We start from the raw sequence: 17,759 nt of genomic DNA, 5'->3' as shown, positions 1-17,759 counted from the left end.
CTGCTTGAGATGGGTGTCGAGGGCGCGTGAGGGAGCGCTTCGCTCGGCGCGAGGGGCGCGCTTCTCGCGTACAGGGGAAGGGCGGCGGCGACGCCGTCACAGGTCGAGGACCAGCCGGGGGCCGCGGGAGCGGGAGACGCAGATCATCATCGTCTCGCCGGACTCCCGCTCCTCCGGACTGAGTACGGAGTCCCGGTGGTCGGGCTCGCCCTCCAGCACCTCGGTCTCGCACGTGCCGCAGATGCCCTCGGCGCAGGAGAAGAGCACGGAGACACCGGCCTCCCGCGCCGTCTCCAACACGCTCTTACCGGGCTCCACTTGGAGGGCACGCCCGGACCGGGAGAGGACCACCTCGAACGCACCGGCCTCCGCCGCCGTCCCCTCCCGCTCCCTGGCCTGGAACCGCTCCACCCGCAGCGCCCCGGACGGCCACGCGCGGCACCGCTCCTCCACCGCGGCCAGCAGCGGCTCGGGACCGCAGCAGTAGACCAGGGTGTCGGCGTCCGGCTCGCCGAGATAACCGTCCAGGTCGAGCAGCCCGTGCTCATCCTGCGGACGGACCGCCACCGCGTCGCCGTACGCGGCCAGTTCGTCCAGGAAGACCATCGAGGAGCGGGTCCGGCCGCCGTACAGCAGCCGCCAGTCCGCCCCGGCGGCCTCGGCGGCGGCGATCATCGGCAGTACGGGCGTGATGCCGATGCCGCCCGCCACGAACAGGTAGCGCGGGGCCGGCCGGAGAGCGAAGGTGTTGCGCGGCCCCCGGACCCGCACCTCCGCGCCGGCGTGCAGCTTGCCGTGCACGTACGCCGAGCCGCCGCGGCTCTCCGGAACGCGCAGCACACCGATGCGCCACGCCGACCGGTCGCCGGGGTCGCCGCACAGCGAGTAATGGCGGACCAGGCCGTTGTCGAGCAACAGGTCGATGTGGGCGCCGGGCTGCCACTCCGGGAGCGGCTCGCCGCCCGGGTGACGGAGCGTCAATACGGCGACGCCGTCGGCGGATTCGATCCGTTCCGCGACGACGAGGGAACTCTCGTACTCAGGAGTGGGGGGATTGGGGGGATTGCTCACAATGGCTTCCCGCTTTCACAGGAGACAGAGCGACACCCATGTCACCGCTTGGGCCGGCGCATGAGCTGACGCTGGGACGAGTCAGGTCATGGAGCGCGCGACGGAAGGCATGGCGACGGACGGCGTTTCCCGAAACAAACCCTAGCGGACGTACACCCTGTGCGTTACCAAATTGTTATCACCTTGGTCCTGGTGAGCACCGGCTCCGAACGCGTGCTGTCTGCTCGTCCTGGCTTGGGTACCGTTACCCAGCCGAGCCTTGTCGACAGTTGACACAGGAGCTGCGTTAAAATGTTGCAGCGTGAAACTAAGGGGGCGTCGACCGTGACCGTGCCGACACTGTCCAGCCTTGAGCGCTCAACGCTGCGCGAACGCGCCCTGATGGCACTGCGCACAGCGATCACCACCGGCCAGTACCGGCCGGGCGACCATCTCGGCGAGGTCGAGCTCGCGGCCGGGCTGTCCATCAGCCGCGGTACCGTACGGGAGGCATTGCGCCATCTCCAGCAGGAGGGGCTTGTGGTCGCGGGCAGCCGCGGGATGCTCCGCGTGAGGAGCCTGACGCCTACGGAGGTCCAGGAGCTTTTCCAGGTGCGTGAAGCCCTTGAGGGGCTCGCGGTGACGCAGATCATCGCCTCGCCGGGCAAGGAGACCGCCGTCGCCTCCCTGCGCGAGGCGCTGGACCGGCTCGGCGAAGCGTCCGGCGACTTCAGCGCGCAGGTGGAGGCGGATCTCGCCTTCCACTTCCGCCTTTGCGAGCTGTCGGGCAACTCGATGCTGATGCAGACCTGGCGCCATCTGGAGGGACCGACGCGCGTCGTCGTGATGAGTGCCGCCGGGGAACGGCGGAAGGTCAGCATGTCCGCCGCACACCACCTGCCCATCGTCGACGCGATCGAGCGCGGAAACGCGGACGAGGCCATGCGGGTGCTCCATGAGCACATGGCCTCGGCGATCGCAAAGCTCAAGGCCGCTCCCGACGGACCGGACGCGGCCGACGACGCGCACCCCAGGAACGAAGCGGGTTAGCAGACGACGCGGCGCGCTGCCGCGGCGCACTCAGACCTACAGGCCCCGCCCGGGCGACGTACCGGGCGGGGCCTGTCGCTGTCCCAAGGGTTGACATGCCCTGTAGCGACGCCCACTATCAACTCTCGACTGTTGACAGTCGACAGAGTGCCAGGGACGGCGCGGGCTGCGATCAAGGAGGATCGGGCATGACCGGTTCAACACCATCCGGGCGGGCGGTACCGCACAAGCCAGAGGGGTCACCGGAACGGCTGAAGGTCGCCGTCGGGTGCGGCGTGGGCGCGACCATCGAGACCTACGACTTCATCGGCTTCGGCACGGCCGCCGCCCTCTATTTCGGCGACGCGTTCTTCCCGGACTCCGATCCGCTCTCCGCGACACTGCTGTCGTTCGCCACTCTGGGGATCGGCTTCGCCGCCCGCCCGCTGGGTGGCATCATCGCCGGTCATCTCGGTGACCGCGTCGGCCGCAAGCCGGTTCTCGTCGGCTCCCTGCTGATCATGGGCATCGCGACCGTCCTCATCGGCTGCCTGCCCACGTATCAGACAGTCGGCGTATGGGCCCCGGTCCTGCTGGTCGCCGTACGGGTGGTGCAGGGACTCGCCTTCGGTGCCGAGTGGGGCGGCGCGATCCTGATGACGTTCGAACACGCGCCCTGGCACAAGCGCGGCCTGTACACCGGCATCACGCAGGCGGGGTTCCCCGTCGGGCTGCTGCTCGCGAACCTCGCCTTTCTGCTCAGCTCCCGCACCTTCGACGGCACATGGGCCTGGCGCGTGCCCTTCCTGCTCAGCGCCCTCCTGATCGTTGTGGGGATCCTCATCCGGCTCAAGATCGACGAGTCGCCGGAGTTCGAGGAACTGAAGGAGTCGGGCCAGGTCTCCAGGAACCCCCTCATCGAGGTGCTGCGGGACGACTGGCGCAACGTACTGCGCGCCTTCTGCCTCCGGATAGCCGAGACCGCCGGCTATGCCATCTCGGTCACCTTCGTCGTGTCCTACCTCGGCGATGACGAGGCACCGGACGTCACGAGCGCCGTGAGCCTCACCGCCCTGGTGACCGCCGCCGCCCTCGGTATCTTCGCCACCGCGTTCTGGGGCCGGCTCTCCGACCGGATCGGACGCCGTCCGGTGTATCTGGCGGGCTGCACCGCGACCCTTCTGTGGGGCATCCCGATGTTCCTTCTCGTCAACACCGAAGTCGCGGCATTGGTCCTGGTGACGTTCGTGGTCAGTTACGCCGTCTGCCAGAACTCGCTCGCCGGAGTCCAGGGCGCCTGGTTCTCGGAGCTCTTCGCGACAAAGACCCGCACGGCCGGCACCTCTCTCGCCTACCAGCTCTCCGCGGTCGTCTCCGGCTTTACGCCCCTGATCGCCACCGCCCTGTACTCCAGCACCGGCTGGACCGGGCCCGCGGTTCTCTTCAGCTTCTACGGATTGCTGGGCCTCGTCGCGACGCTGCTGACGCGGGAGACCTGGGGAGCCGTGGAGAGGGCGGACGCCGACCGCGCCCTGCGGCGGCAGCCGGCCATGGCGGCAGCCCAACTCATCAAGGAGTGAGAACGAGTGACCCCGACCACTTCCAGGTCCGCCCCCGCCCAGTCACCCAACCCGCAGGAAAACCTGCAGGAAAACCCCCAGAAACCCGCTCCCCCGGACGACGCACACACACGGGCCGCACGGACGGAGCGGATCCGGACGCTCCAGGACTCGGCGTACCGCATCCGACGGCACGCTCTGGACATGGGTGAGATCCAGGGCCAGGGCTACATCGGCCAGGCTCTCGGCGTCGCGGACATCCTCGCCGTCGTCTACAAGGACGTGCTCAACTACCTGCCCGACAACCCGGAGTGGCCGAAGCGCGACAGGTTCCTGCTCTCGATCGGCCACTACGCCATCGCCCTGTACGCGGCCCTTGCCGAGGCCGGCGTCCTGGACACCGCGGAACTGGACACGTACGGCGCGGACGGCTCGCGGCTGCCCATGTCCGGCATGGCCTCGTACACACCCGGCATGGAGATCTCCGGCGGCTCACTGGGCCATGGGCTCGGCATCGCGACCGGCATGGCGCTGGGCCTGCGCCATCAGGGGAGCCGGGCACATGTGTACAACCTGCTCTCGGACGGCGAACTCGACGAAGGCTCCACCTGGGAGGCGGCCCTCGCCTGCGCGCACCACGGCCTGGACAACGTCACCGCCATCGTGGACGTCAACGCCCTCCAGGCGGACGGCCCCACCCGCGGCGTGCTGCGCACCGAACCCGTCACGGACAAGTGGGCGGCGTTCGGCTGGCACACCATCCGCGTGGACGGCAACGACATCGAGGCGCTCGTCTCGGCCTTCGACGAACTGCGCGCCCACCGGGGTTCGCCCGCGGTGCTCGTCTGCGACACCCGCATCGGACGCGGCGTACCGCTACTGGAAACCCGCGAGAGGGCGCACTTCATGCGGGTGGAACCGGACGAGTGGCAGATCGCCCGCGACGAACTGGCGCAGGGGCACAAGGCCCGCGGCCGGAACCCCGAGCCTCGCGGCGCGCGCGCCCACGCCCCCGCCGCCCCGGCCGGATCCACCGAGGCCGGGCGGAGCCCCCAGTCGCACCCCCACCGGACAGGAGATGACGCATGAACGCCCACGCGCCGGCCGCGCAGGCACCGCACAGGCTCACCACATCGGCCATGATCGCCTCCATCGCGGAGGACGGACAACGCACCGCCAAAGCGCCCTTCGGACACGCGCTGGCCCGGCTCGCCGAGGAGCGTCAGGACATCGTCGGGCTCTCCGCGGACCTGGCCAAGTACACCGACATGCACGTCTTCCGCGAGGCTCACCCCGAGCGCTTCTTCCAGATGGGCATGGCGGAACAGGTGATGCTGGGCGCCGCCGCCGGCCTGGCCGAGGTCGGCCTCGTCCCGTTCGCCTCCACCTACTCCGTCTTCGCCACCCGCCGCGCGTACGACTTCCTGTGTCTGGACATCGCCGAACCGGGCCTCAACGTCAACGTCGTCGGGGCGCTGCCCGGACTCACCACCGGATACGGTCCCAGCCACCAGGCCACCGAGGACCTGGCCATCCTGCGCGGCATGCCCGGCCTGACCATCGTCGACCCCGCCGATTCCGTGGACATCGAACAGGCCGTCCCGGCCCTGGCCGCGGCCCCCGGGCCGACCTACCTGCGACTGCTGCGCGGCGCTGTGCCCACCGTGCTCGACGAGTACGACTACCGCTTCGAACTGGGCCGGGCGGCCCAGCTGCGCGGCGGCCGCGACGTGCTGTTCATCTCCACGGGTCTGATGACCACACGCGCCCTCGCCGCGGCGCGTGATCTGGAGGCCGACCATATCGACGTGGCCGTTCTGCACGTCCCGACCATCAAACCGCTCGACCGGGAGACCATTCTGCGCGAGGCGACCAAGGGACGGCTCGTGGTGACCCTGGAGAACCACACGCTCGTGGGCGGCCTGGCCGAGTCCGTGGCCTCCTGCCTGGCGTTCGCCGGAGCCGGGACGTCCTCCGGAGCCGGGACGTCCTCCGGAGCCGGGACAAGGATCGTGCCGATCGGCCTGCCTGACGAATTCCTGGCCGCGGGAGCACTGCCCACTCTGCACGACCGCTACGGACTGTCCGTCAAGGCCATCAAGGCGCGCGTCCGCGCAGAGCTGTGATGGCGCCGTCCCCCTGCCCAGGCCGACCCCCCTCTGCCTCCTGTCCCCCGCCCCAGCACGTTCCAGGAGAGTCCGGATGACCACTCACTCCCACACCACGCCCCGCACCGCCGTCGTCACCGGCGCCGGCTCACGACGGGGCATCGGACGGGCCACGGCGCACGCACTGGCCGCCGACGGCTACCACATCGCCGTGCTCGACCTCGACAAGGAGGCCGCCGAGGACAGCGCGAGAGAGGTGGCCGCGGCCCACGACGTACAAGCGCTCGGCATCGCCGCCGACGTGACCGACCCCGACGCGGTGAACGCCGCCGCCGATGCCGTCGAGACCGCGCTTCCGCCCGTCGGCGTCCTGGTCAACAACGCCGGAATCACCTCGCCCACCCGATTCCTCGACGTCTCCGCCGAGGAGTGGGACCGGATCTTCGACGTCAACGTCCGCGGCAGCTTCCTGGCCACCCGGCGCCTGGCACCGGATATGGCCGCGCGCGGCTTCGGCCGGATCATCCACCTCTCCTCGGTCTCCGCCGAGCGCGGCGGCGGCGTCTTCGGCGGCGTCGCGTACTCGGCGGCCAAGGCCGCCCTGCTCGGCTTCTCCCGCGCCCTGGCCCGTGAACTCGGACCGTCCGGCGTCACCGTCAACTCCGTGGCTCCGGGCCTGATCGACACCAACATCACGGACGGAAAACTCGCCCCCGAGCGCAAGGCCGCCCTGGTCGCCGACATCCCGATGCGCCGGGTCGGCCACGTCACGGACGTAGCCGCCGTCGTCGCCTTCCTGGCCCGGCCCGACTCGGGCTACCTCACCGGCGTGACCTACGACGTCAACGGGGGCTCGCACATCCACTGACAGGAAGGCTCATACCGGAGAGGTCCCCTGACCTACGCTTCCCAGGGCAGGGGACCTCTTTCGAAGTGGACTGCCACCCTCACACCCGCTGCGGCCGACCCCTTCGCGATTGCGTGGTCGACAGGAGACGCTCAACGGACTTGAGAGGCCCGCGAGTCATGCGTTCGCCCGCCCGAGTCATTCGCACAGCCCACGGTTGCCGAGGACGCGGCATGGATGACACAGCACGGGCCCTCAGATGCCTTCTGGGAGCCCCTGCGACCGGTGTCCGGCGCCGGTGCGGGAGGCGCCGGGCTCGCCGCGCTGCTTCCGGCGGACTGCCATGCCCAGCAGATGCTGTGGTCGGTCTCTTTCACCATGCGCCTCGGGGCCCGGGAGGCTCCGTGTTGACCGTCTGGGGCAGGTGGTTCCGTGTATGGGCGTTGGCTGTGGCGAGGCGGCATACGGCGTGGGCCGTGCGCGTGAGGTCGTCGGAGGCGTGGAGCAGGGCGGTGTCGAGGTCGCGCGGGCCGGTGCCGATGGGCAGGACGGCGATGGCGCCGCGCCCGTAGAGCCGGTCCGCGTCCGGGGTGATCGTCCCGCCGAGCACGACGCAGGGGACGCCCGCCTCCGTACAGGCGTCGACGACCGCGCGGACGGTCTTGCCCGCGTCGGTGGAGGCGTCCACCTTCCCCTCTGCGGTGAGGCAGAGATCCGCCGTGGCCAGCAGCCGGTCGAAGCGGGTGAGGCGGCGGATCAGATCGGCGCCGGGCAGCAGTTCGGCGCCGAGCGAGAGCAGGGCGGCGCCGAGGCCGCCCGCCGCGCCGCCGCCGGTGGCGTCCGGGGCGATCCCGAGCAGTGGCGCGAGCCGCCGCAGCCCGTCGTCGAGGAGGGCGACCATCGCGGGGTCGGCGCCCTTCTGGGGGCCGAAGACATGGGCGGCGCCGTGCGGGCCACTGGCCGGTCAGGCCGAGGCCGATGCAGGCGCTGGCGGAAACACGGGAGGGGCGCTTCCGGCCGTCCGCCGGAAGCGCCCCTCCGGCGCATTGACCTGTCAACACGAAAACACCCCTTCGAACCACGTTTCCGCAGGTCAGAAGGGGTGTAGGAGTGGAGCCTAGGGGAGTCGAACCCCTGACATCTGCCATGCAAAGACAGCGCTCTACCAACTGAGCTAAGGCCCCTCAAAGGATGGGTACGGCCGAGCCGCGGAACGGCGCCCGTCCATCACCGGGACCAGGGTACCGGGTGTACCGAGTGATCCCGCAAAAGGATTGGGACTCCCCGTGCACGACCACGCTCCGTAAGATGCCCCACGAGGTTCGCAGCAGCGAAGCTGCCGCATTGGGGAAGCGATGGGGAGACGCGCATGGACGCCGCACAGCAGGAATCGACTGCCAGAGCCAGAGAACTCCAGCGGAGCTGGTACGGAGAGCCGTTGGGGGCGCTCTTCCGTCGTCTCATAGATGACCTGGGCCTGAACCAGGCCCGGCTCGCGGCGGTCCTCGGGCTCTCCGCGCCGATGCTCTCCCAGCTGATGAGCGGTCAACGCGCGAAGATCGGCAATCCGGCCGTGGTCCAGCGCGTCCAGGCGCTGCAGGATCTGGCCGGTCAGGTGGCCGACGGAAGCGTCAGTGCCGGGGAGGCCACGGACCGGATGGAGGAGATCAAGAAGTCGCAGGGCGGCTCCGTCCTCACCGGCACCAGCCAGACGACGAACAGCTCGGGCGCGCCGACCGTGCGCCGGGTGGTCCGCGAGATCCAGTCCCTGCTGCGCTCGGTCGCGGCCGCCGGCGACATCATCGATGCCGCGGACTCCCTCGCCCCGACCCAGCCCGAACTGGCAGAGTTCCTCAGGGTCTACGGCGCCGGGCGCACCGCTGAGGCGGTCGCCCACTACGAGGCGCATCAAAGCTGACGGCGTACGGGACGACGGGGAGCGAGCGCGGCGCATGGGTGAGGTCTTCGCGGGACGGTACGAGCTGATCGACCCGATCGGACGCGGTGGTGTCGGTGCCGTCTGGCGCGCCTGGGACCACCGGCGCCGGCGCTATGTGGCGGCGAAGGTCCTCCAGCAGAGCGACGCGCACACCCTGCTGCGGTTCGTACGCGAGCAGGCGCTGCGGATCGATCACCCGCATGTCCTCGCCCCGGCCAGCTGGGCCGCGGACGACGACAAGGTCCTGTTCACCATGGATCTGGTGAGCGGCGGCTCGCTGGCGCATGTCATCGGCGACTACGGGCCGCTGCCGCCGCGCTTCGTCTGCACCCTGCTCGACCAGTTGCTGGCCGGCCTGGCCGCGGTGCACGCGGAGGGTGTCGTGCACCGCGACATCAAACCGGCCAACATCCTGCTGGAGGCCACCGGAACGGGCAGACCGCATCTGCGGCTGTCCGACTTCGGCATCTCCATGCGCAAGGGCGAGCCGCGCCTGACGGAGACCAACTACGTGGTGGGAACGCCCGGTTACTTCGCGCCCGAGCAGATGATGGGCGCCGAGCCGGACTTCCCCGCCGATCTCTTCGCGGTCGGTCTCGTCGCGCTCTATCTGCTGCAGGGTCAGAAGCCTGACGCCAAGGCGCTGGTCGAGCATTTCACCGCGCACGGCACCCCCGGGGCGCCCCAGGGCATCCCCGAGCCGCTGTGGCAGGTCCTGGCGGGCCTGCTGCAGCCCGACCCGCACGCGAGGTTCCGTACGGCCACGGGCGCCCGCAAGGCGCTGACAACCGCCGTGGAGCTGCTGCCCGAGCCCGATATCGACGACGAGATCGTCGAGGTCTTCGATCAGATCGGTCCGCTCCCCTCCACGTTCGGCCCCGAGGGTCCCGTCAGCCCCGTCGGTCCCGCCGGTCCCGTCACGGATCCCCGGACCGGCGCCCAGCCCGCCGCTCCGTACACCGGCGCCGCCGGCCCGTACACCGATCCGCGCGGGGCGCAGCCGCCGGCCGGACCGGCGACGGCCGCGTCGTCCCTCACACCACCGTCCTCACCGCCGCCCTCACCGTCCCCCACTCCGGCGCCCGGGCCCGCCTCCATGTCGGAGACCGGCAGTTTCCATCTCCCCCCACCGCCGCCGGGCCGGGACCACGCGTCCCAGCAGGACCCGTACTCCTCGCAGACCCCGTACCCCCAGCAGGCTCAGCCCGCCCCGCAGCAGGTCCAGGCCCCGCCGTACCCGGGGCAGCACGTCCCCTCTCACTACGACTACGCCACTCCGCCCGACCTGTCCCAGGCGGAGACGGCGGCGGTCCGGCACGAACAGGGCCACACCCGCCCGTACACCGCTCAGAGCCCGCAGGTGCCCTTTCAGCAGCCGGCGGTTCCCCAGCCGCGGACACCGGCCCACCACGCCCCCGCCAAACGCCCGGGACCGCCCCCGAAGGTGACGGTCCCGGTCCTGCTGCTCGCCCTGGCCTGTTTCGCCGTGGGCATCTGGGCCCTCACCCAGCTCCAGAACTGAGGATCGGGCCGCTCAGCCCGATCCCGGTTCCGCGCGCCGCCGCGCGAGAAGCGTCCACACCCCCAGGCCCAGCACCAGCACGGTGCCCATGCCGATCCCCGCGGCCGCGACCACCTTCATCGTGCCGTTGTCCGCCGCGGCGGTTCCGGTCTCCCCGTCGTCCGCCGCCGGCTGCCGGCCGTCCGGGTTCACGCTGAAGTCTCCGGCGGGCCCCGCGTACGCCGGAGCGCTCTTCGGCTCGCCCGTGACGTCGACCCGCAGCGTCAGCCCGTACGGCCCCGCGCCGAACTTCTCGCCCACCTCCGGGTTGAGGCTGACCCGCAGGTAGTACCAGCCCGCGAACCTCATCTCCTTGTCGCCGGTCCGCGAGCCGAAGCGGTTCTCGTACGCCACCGGGGGCAGCGGATCGAGGGCCGTCGTCTTCTGCTTCCCGTTGTACGAGAGCGAGTTACTGGTGTCGACGAGCCCTCGCGCCGGGTTGTAGAGGGCCATGGAGAACGCGCCGCTCACAAACCCCGACCCCGGCCCGGATCCCGCCGCCGCCGCGCTGCCCAGGTCCGCGGCGGCGAATATCTGCTGCCCCCAGTCCACCGGCACCCGGTAGAAGAGCGTGGCGCCCGGCTCGATCTTCGCCGTCCACTCGCCCTTCCCCAGCTCCGCCGCGTCATAGAACCCCGTACCGCCCGCCCGCGCCCGCGGCTCGCCGCCGGCCGGCTCCGGCGAGGCGCTGGGCCACCCCGAAGGCGCCTCGGACGGTCCGGGACTCGTGAGCTTCGGCTCGGAGACATGGCGGATCTCCAGCCCCCACGGCTCGGGGGTGGACGTGTCCTCGCCGGTCCGCTCGATGACGACGTAGTACGCGCCGGCTTCCTGGCAGGAGTACGCCCCCTTGTCGATCAGCCGGTAGGCATAGGCCGCGAGCGGCCGGGGGAATTTGCTCGCCGCGCCGAACTGCGCGTCGTTGGAGCCGCAGTCGCTGCCCTGGCTGTTCTGCAGCGAGATCTTGATCTTGTCTCCGTACGCGACCGTCGTCGCCGGTCCGGGCACGGCGACGGCCGAGACATAGGCGTTCGTCTCCGCGTCGAGGTTCAGCCGGTAGATGAGCGTGCCGCCGGGCTCGATCGAATCGCGGTAAGTGCTGCCGTCGTCGAGCTGCTTCGCCTCGCTCGTGGTCGCCGCTCCGCTGATCCGCTTCGCGCCGGGATCGAAGGCGTACGGGCTCGGCTCACCGTCCGCCCGGGCCTGACCCGGCAGCGCCGCCAGCACGCACACCGCCGCGCCCACCGCCGCCGCCCGAGGGCCTCTCGCCGACGCCGCCCGCCCCCTGCTGCGCTGCCACTTCACGCGCTTCCCCTCGCCCTCTCGGCCCGCCTGGCCCCTGTCCGGTCGGTCCATCCTGCCCCGGGGCTCCCTCCGCTGTCTGCGGGGTCCGCGCGGTCGGCGGGATCACTCCCGGTCTACCCACCGGGCCTTTGCGTAAGCAAGTCAAACCTTCACATAAGTGAAGTTCATGGGTGGGCGCACGGGTCCCGGACAGCGGCGCACAGGCCCCGGACAGCACGGAGCCCCGACCGCTCTGCGGCCGGGGCTCGTATCAGGACTGCTGCGTCTCACACACCCGAACCTGCGGGCACGGAGTCGGTCTCCTCCGTCCACAGATCCTGCTCGGCGCGGTCCGCCTGGATCTGGCGGTACACGAGGAGCCCGCCGATGGCGGCCAGTGCGACCAAGAGAAGCTTCTTCACCGCGCGACCTCGTCTTTCCTTGACGTAGGGGACTTCTGGCGCCCGACTATACACACCGACCGATACCGATCGGTGACCTGCCCGCAACGTGAGGCGGGGCCGCGGCCAATAGGAAGAACAGCGAAATGCAATCGGCCCGTACGGAGACGATCCGTACGGGCCGATTGTCGCGGTGGGGCTAACAGGATTTGAACCTGTGGCCTCATCCTTATCAGGGATGCGCTCTAACCAACTGAGCTATAGCCCCGCGCTGCCCCTGAAGATTAGCGCACTTCAGGGCCAGCCCCAAAATCGATACCCGGCCCTCACTCGTCCTCGGCGAGCGTGAGCTCAACACCGCCCACAAAGCCCGCGGACAGGTTGTAGATGAAGGCTCCGAGCGTCGCCAGCGCCGTCGCGAGCACCACATCGATCACCGCGATGACCGACGTGAAGATGATCACTCGCGGCAGCGAGAGGAACGACTGAAGGTCGAAGCCATTGCTCTCGTTCGAGCCCGTGGCCTCACTGATCGTCCCGCCCACCGTCGAGAAGACGCCCATCGCGTCCATGACCATCCACAGCACGGCGGCCGCGACGATGGTGCACAGACCCAGCGCGATGGAGAGCAGGAAACTGACCTTCATCACCGACCACGGATCGGCCTTCGCCACCCGCAGTCGCGCCTTGCGGGTACGCGGAGTCGTCCGCGCGCCCGTCCGCGGCCGGCGCACCGCGGAAGCGGAAGGAGCCCCTGAAGGACCGGCCCCACCGGAAACGGCAGATGTCACAGAAGCCCCTTGCTGAATCTGCTGTCCGCCCTGGCTCGGCCCGCCGCCCTGGGGCGAGGGATACGCCTGCGGCGGGTGGTACGGCTGAGCGGCCGGCTGCGGCTGCTCACGTCCGTACGTCTCGTAAGGGGGCTTCTGCCCCCGAGTGTCGGTCACCGATACCCCCTGGGAGTCCGTGGCAGGGCCACGGGCACCGTTCGCTCCGGAAGCGGCCGATCCGGCGCCCGTGGCTCCACTCACGCTCTACTCCTCGTGCTCCCCGGCCGAGGGCTGAGTGCCCTCGGCGACGACCTCGGCCGTACCAGCCTCTTCGGTCCCCGGGTCATCGGTCCCGTCGACCTCTTCGGCTTCACGTCCCGCCTCGGCATTGCGCGCGATACCGACGACGGCATCCCGCTTGCCCAGGTTGATCAGTTGGACACCCATCGTGTCACGGCCGGTCTCCCTGACTTCGTTGACTCGCGTGCGAATCACACCGCCGCCGAGGGTGATGGCAAGGATCTCATCCGTTTCCTCGACCACCAACGCACCGACAAGAGAACCCCGATCCTCCACAATCTTGGCGGCCTTGATGCCCAGACCGCCACGACCCTGGACGCGATACTCGTCGACAGCGGTCCGCTTCGCGTATCCGCCATCTGTAGCAGTGAAGACGAACGTACCGGGCCTGACGACATTCATCGAGAGCAGTTCGTCGCCCTCGCGGAAACTCATCCCCTTCACGCCCGAGGTCGCACGCCCCATCGGCCGCAGCGCGTCGTCCGTCGCGGTGAACCGGATCGACTGCGCCTTCCGGCTGATGAGCAGCAGATCGTCCTCCGCCGACACCAGCTCCGCGCCGATCAGCTCGTCGTCCGCGCCGTCGTCCGTCTCCCGGAGGTTGATCGCGATGACACCGCCCGAGCGGGGTGAGTCGTAATCCTTGAGCGGGGTCTTCTTCACCAGACCCGCCTTCGTGGCCAGGACCAGATACGGCACGGCCTCGTAGTCACGGATCGCCAGGATCTCGGCGATCTGCTCGTCCGGCTGGAAAGCGAGCAGATTGGCCACATGCTGACCGCGCGCGTCCCGCCCGGCGTCCGGCAGCTCGTACGCCTTGGCCCGGTAGACCCGGCCCTTGTTCGTGAAGAACAGCAGCCAGTGGTGCGTCGTCGAGACGAAGAAGTGGTCGACGATGTCGTCTTCCTTCAGCTTCGTACCGCGTACGCCCTTGCCGCCGCGCTTCTGCGAGCGGTAGTCGTCCGTCTTCGTACGCTTCACATAGCCGCCACGCGTGATCGTGACGACGATGTCCTCCTCGGCGATCAGGTCCTCGATGGACATGTCACCGTCGAAGGGCACCAGCTTCGAGCGCCGGTCGTCACCGAACTTGTCGACGATGATGGCCAGTTCGTCATGGACGATCTGCCGCTGCTTCTCCGGCGAGGCCAGGATCGCGTTGTACTCATTGATCTTCTGCTGCAGCTCGTCGTGTTCCGCGACGATCTTCTGGCGCTCCAGGGCCGCCAGTCGGCGCAGCTGCATCTCCAGGATCGCGTTCGCCTGGATCTCATCGATCGTGAGCAGCCCCATCAGGCCCTCACGCGCGATCTCGACCGTGTCACTGCGCCGGATCAGCGCGATGACCTCGTCGATCGCGTCGAGCGCCTTGAGCAGACCGCGCAGGATGTGCGCCCGCTCCTCGGCCTTGCGCAGCCGGAACTTCGTACGCCGGACGATGACCTCGATCTGGTGCGTCACCCAGTGCCGGATGAACGCGTCCAGCGAGAGCGTGCGCGGCACGCCGTCCACCAGCGCCAGCATGTTCGCGCTGAAGTTGCTCTGCAGATCGGTGTGCTTGTACAGGTTGTTCAGGACGACCTTGGCGACCGCGTCCCGCTTCAGCACGACGACCAGCCGCTGGCCCGTACGCGAGGACGTCTCGTCGCGGACGTCCGCGATGCCGCCGACCTTTCCGTCCTTGACCAGGTCGGCGATCTTCTGAGCGAGATTGTCCGGGTTGGTCTGGTACGGCAGCTCCGTGACCACCAGGCACTGGCGGTTCTGGATCTCCTCGACCTCGACCACCGCGCGCATCGTGATCGAGCCGCGGCCCGTACGGTACGCCTCCTCGATGCCCTTGCGCCCCACGACCAGCGCGCCGGTCGGGAAGTCCGGGCCCTTGATCCGCTCGATCAGCGCGTCGAGCAGTTCCTCGTGGCTCGCCTCGGGATGCTCCAGCGCCCACATCGCACCGGCCGCGACCTCCCGCAGATTGTGCGGCGGGATGTTCGTGGCCATACCGACGGCGATGCCGGCGGAGCCGTTGATCAGCAGATTCGGGAACCGCGCCGGCAGAACCGTCGGCTCCTGGTTACGGCCGTCGTAGTTGTCCGTGAAGTCGACGGTCTCCTCGTCGATGTCCCGGAGCATCTCCATCGACAGCGGCATCATCTTGCACTCGGTGTACCGCATGGCCGCGGCCGGGTCATTGCCCGGAGAACCGAAGTTGCCGTTGGAGTCCACCAGCGGCATCCGCATCGACCACGGCTGCGCCAGCCGGACCAGCGCGTCATAGATCGAGGAGTCGCCGTGCGGGTGGTACGTACCCATGACGTCACCGACGACGCGGGCGCACTTGTAGAAGCCCTTCTCGGGCCGGTAGCCGCCGTCGTACATCGCGTACAGCACACGCCGGTGGACGGGCTTGAGACCGTCCCGTACGTCCGGCAGCGCGCGCGACACGATGACGGACATCGCGTAGTCGAGATACGAGCGCTGCATCTCCGTTTCGAGCCCGACCGGCTCTACGCGCATCGCGAGACCCTCGACCGCCTCGACGGCCTCCTGGACCACAGGGGTACCAGGGGTGCCGGGGACGCCGGAGCTCTCGGGGATATCAGGGGTGTCAGGGGTGTTCTCGTCGGCCATTGCTGGTCAGTGTTCCTTTCGGCCTTGTCGAATCCGTCAGCTGAGACCGACTCAGATGTCGAGGAAGCGGACGTCCTTGGCATTGCGCTGGATGAACGACCGCCGCGCCTCGACGTCCTCGCCCATCAGCACCGAGAACAGATCGTCGGCCTGGGCCGCGTCGTCCAGCGTGACCTGGCCGAGCACCCGGTGGTCGATGTCCATCGTGGTGACCCGCAGCTCCTCGGCGTTCATCTCGCCCAGGCCCTTGAAGCGCTGGATCGAGTCCTCGCGGATGCGCTTGCCGTTCTGCTTGCCCAGCTCGACCAGGGCGTCGCGCTCCCGGTCGGAGTAGGCGTACTCGAAGTCGTCCCGGCCCCACTTGATCTTGTAGAGCGGCGGACGCGACAGATAGACGTGCCCGGCCTCGACCAGGGGGCGCATGAAGCGGAAGAGGAACGTCAGCAGCAGCGTGTTGATGTGCTGGCCGTCGACGTCGGCGTCCGCCATCAGGATGATCTTGTGATAGCGGAGCTTCTCGATGTCGAAGTCCTCGTGCACACCGGTACCGAACGCCGAGATCAGCGCCTGCACCTCGGTGTTCTGGAGGATCTTGTCGATCCGCGCCTTCTCGACGTTCAGGATCTTGCCCCGGATCGGCAGGATCGCCTGGTACATCGGGTTACGGCCCGACTTCGCGGAACCACCGGCGGAGTCACCCTCGACGATGAAGATCTCGCACTTCGACGGGTCGTTCGACTGGCAGTCGCTCAGCTTGCCCGGCAGCGACGCACTCTCCAGCAGCCCCTTGCGCCGGGTCAGATCCCGCGCCTTACGGGCGGCGACCCGGGCCGTGGCGGCCTGGATCGACTTGCGGATGATGTCCGCCGCCTCGTTCGGATTGCGGTCGAACCAGTCCGTGAGGTGCTCGTGGACGATCTTCTGGACGAAGGTCTTCGCCTCGGTGTTGCCGAGCTTCGTCTTCGTCTGACCCTCGAACTGCGGCTCGCCCAGCTTCACCGAGATGATCGCGGTCAGACCCTCGCGGATGTCCTCGCCCGCCAGGTTGTCGTCCTTCTCGCGCAGGAACTTCTTCTCGCGCGCGTAGCGGTTGACCAGACCGGTCATCGCCGCGCGGAAGCCCTCCTCGTGCGTACCGCCCTCATGCGTGTGGATCGTGTTCGCGAACGAGTACACACCCTCGCTGTACTGCGCGTTCCACTGCATCGCGATCTCGACCGAGAGCAGCCGCTCCTTGTCCTCGGCCTCGATGTCGATGACCGTCGGATGGATCAGCTCGCCCTTGCGCGAGTTCAGGTACTTCACGAAGTCGACAATGCCGCCCTCGTAGAAGTACGTGACCGTACGGACCGGCTCCTCGCTCGTGCCCTCGGTCACGTCCGAGCCCGCGACATCGGCGCCCACGACGGCCTTCGCCGACTCGCGCTCGTCGGTCAGCGTCAGGGTCAGGCCCTTGTTGAGGAAGGCCATCTCCTGAAAGCGCCTCGACAGCGTCTCGAAGGAGTACTCGGTCGTCTCGAAGATGTCCGGGTCGGCCCAGAACGTCACCGTCGTACCGGAGTCCGAGGTCTCCTCGTTACGGACCAGCGGAGCCGTCGGCACACCGAGCTTGTAGTCCTGCGTCCAGCGGTAGCCGTCAGTCTTGACCTCGACCGAGACCTTCGTCGAGAGCGCGTTGACGACGGAGACGCCCACGCCGTGCAGACCGCCGGAGACGGCGTACCCGCCGCCGCCGAACTTGCCGCCCGCGTGCAGCACCGTCATCACGACCTCGACGGCCGGCTTGTTCTCGGACGGAACGATGCCCACCGGGATACCGCGGCCGTTGTCGATCACGCGCACCCCGCCGTCGGCGAGGATCGTGACGTCGATGGTGTCCGCGTGCCCGGCCAGGGCCTCGTCGACGGAGTTGTCGACGACCTCGTACACCAAGTGATGCAGCCCACGCTCACCGGTGGATCCGATGTACATACCGGGCCGCTTGCGGACCGCGTCCAAGCCCTCGAGCACGGTGATGGCACTGGCGTCGTACGAGGCGGTGACCTCGCCGTTCTCTCCAGTGGCGGTGGACGGAGTCTTCTCATTGGGGTTGCCGGAATCGGCCACGAAGCGCCCTTTCTGGCACAGCACAGGCCGTTCTCCGGCAAGCGGGAGCGGCTGCGTCGTTCGGCTTGTATCGACGGGTCCCGCAAGCACAGCGGGATTTTCCACCAGTCTACCGGTAGCGCCGACCCGAATGGGGGTTTGCCGGTACCTGAGTCCGCATGTGCCGCCCTGAAT

The 17,759-nt window shown here is 69.1% G+C and carries 13 protein-coding genes, 2 tRNA genes and 1 pseudogene; 7 read left to right on the top strand and 9 right to left on the bottom strand.

Annotation, left to right across the window (positions count from 1 at the left end):
- Positions 1–96: 96 nt before the first annotated feature.
- Positions 97–1,071, bottom strand: a complete 975-nt coding sequence (locus tag IF11_RS0127275; protein WP_030354393.1) for a PDR/VanB family oxidoreductase — start codon at positions 1,069–1,071, stop codon at positions 97–99.
- A gap of 324 nt (positions 1,072–1,395) precedes the next feature.
- Here IF11_RS0127275 and IF11_RS0127270 point away from each other — a divergent pair, with 324 nt between their 5' ends.
- From IF11_RS0127270 to IF11_RS0127250, 5 genes are all read left to right on the top strand, one after another.
- The gene (locus tag IF11_RS0127270) at positions 1,396–2,100 is read left to right on the top strand and encodes a GntR family transcriptional regulator (protein ID WP_206300595.1); all 705 of its coding nucleotides are present in this window, start codon (positions 1,396–1,398) and stop codon (positions 2,098–2,100) included.
- 188 nt (positions 2,101–2,288) lie between these two features.
- Positions 2,289–3,659 carry an MFS transporter gene (locus IF11_RS0127265; protein WP_037728700.1) on the top strand — a complete coding sequence of 457 codons (1,371 nt, stop codon included), beginning with the start codon at positions 2,289–2,291 and terminating at the stop codon, positions 3,657–3,659.
- A 6-nt stretch (positions 3,660–3,665) separates the two neighbouring features.
- Complete coding sequence (locus IF11_RS0127260) at positions 3,666–4,727, top strand: transketolase (protein ID WP_276311264.1); 1,062 nt, start codon at positions 3,666–3,668, stop codon at positions 4,725–4,727.
- Complete coding sequence (locus IF11_RS0127255; protein ID WP_030354389.1) at positions 4,724–5,764, top strand: transketolase family protein; 1,041 nt, start codon at positions 4,724–4,726, stop codon at positions 5,762–5,764. Before IF11_RS0127260 ends, IF11_RS0127255 begins: the two co-directional genes overlap by 4 nt.
- Before the next feature lie 76 nt (positions 5,765–5,840).
- The gene (locus tag IF11_RS0127250; RefSeq protein ID WP_030354388.1) at positions 5,841–6,614 is read left to right on the top strand and encodes an SDR family NAD(P)-dependent oxidoreductase; all 774 of its coding nucleotides are present in this window, start codon (positions 5,841–5,843) and stop codon (positions 6,612–6,614) included.
- Between the two features lie 352 nt (positions 6,615–6,966).
- On the opposite strand, the pseudogene IF11_RS0127245 reads toward IF11_RS0127250, so the two are convergent.
- A pseudogene (locus IF11_RS0127245) lies at positions 6,967–7,539 on the bottom strand (glycerate kinase); the annotation flags it as partial.
- A 165-nt stretch (positions 7,540–7,704) separates the two neighbouring features.
- Positions 7,705–7,777 (bottom strand) — tRNA-Ala (locus IF11_RS0127240).
- 185 nt (positions 7,778–7,962) lie between these two features.
- Here IF11_RS0127240 and IF11_RS0127235 point away from each other — a divergent pair.
- On the top strand, positions 7,963–8,511 hold the full coding sequence (locus IF11_RS0127235) for a helix-turn-helix domain-containing protein (protein ID WP_030354386.1): 549 nt from the start codon (positions 7,963–7,965) through the stop codon (positions 8,509–8,511).
- Positions 8,512–8,545: 34 nt separating this feature from the next.
- Positions 8,546–10,054, top strand: coding sequence for a serine/threonine-protein kinase (locus IF11_RS0127230; RefSeq protein ID WP_030354385.1), 1,509 nt, complete (start codon positions 8,546–8,548; stop codon positions 10,052–10,054).
- Positions 10,055–10,066: 12 nt separating this feature from the next.
- Here IF11_RS0127230 and IF11_RS0127225 read toward each other — a convergent pair whose 3' ends face one another.
- From IF11_RS0127225 to gyrB, 6 genes are all read right to left on the bottom strand, one after another.
- Positions 10,067–11,398: a hypothetical protein gene (locus IF11_RS0127225; RefSeq protein ID WP_030354384.1), complete on the bottom strand. Its 1,332-nt coding sequence runs from the start codon at positions 11,396–11,398 to the stop codon at positions 10,067–10,069.
- Between the two features lie 266 nt (positions 11,399–11,664).
- A complete protein-coding gene (locus IF11_RS41655) occupies positions 11,665–11,799 on the bottom strand; it encodes a DLW-39 family protein (RefSeq protein WP_211266759.1) in 135 nt (44 codons plus the stop codon).
- Between the two features lie 173 nt (positions 11,800–11,972).
- Positions 11,973–12,046: transfer RNA gene (locus IF11_RS0127215), tRNA-Ile, on the bottom strand.
- A 58-nt stretch (positions 12,047–12,104) separates the two neighbouring features.
- Positions 12,105–12,725 carry a DUF3566 domain-containing protein gene (locus IF11_RS39390; RefSeq protein WP_030354383.1) on the bottom strand — a complete coding sequence of 207 codons (621 nt, stop codon included), beginning with the start codon at positions 12,723–12,725 and terminating at the stop codon, positions 12,105–12,107.
- A gap of 87 nt (positions 12,726–12,812) precedes the next feature.
- Entirely contained in the window at positions 12,813–15,479 is a 2,667-nt protein-coding gene (gene gyrA / locus IF11_RS0127205) for a DNA gyrase subunit A (protein WP_030354382.1), read from the bottom strand.
- Positions 15,480–15,530: 51 nt separating this feature from the next.
- Positions 15,531–17,609 (bottom strand): DNA topoisomerase (ATP-hydrolyzing) subunit B, encoded by a 2,079-nt coding sequence (gene gyrB / locus IF11_RS0127200; RefSeq protein WP_030354381.1) that lies wholly within the window; start codon positions 17,607–17,609, stop codon positions 15,531–15,533.
- Positions 17,610–17,759: the final 150 nt, after the last annotated feature.

This window comes from Streptomyces scopuliridis RB72 (assembly GCF_000718095.1).
Lineage (GTDB): Bacteria > Actinomycetota > Actinomycetes > Streptomycetales > Streptomycetaceae > Streptomyces > Streptomyces scopuliridis.
This window is presented reverse-complemented; position numbering and strand designations above follow the sequence as displayed.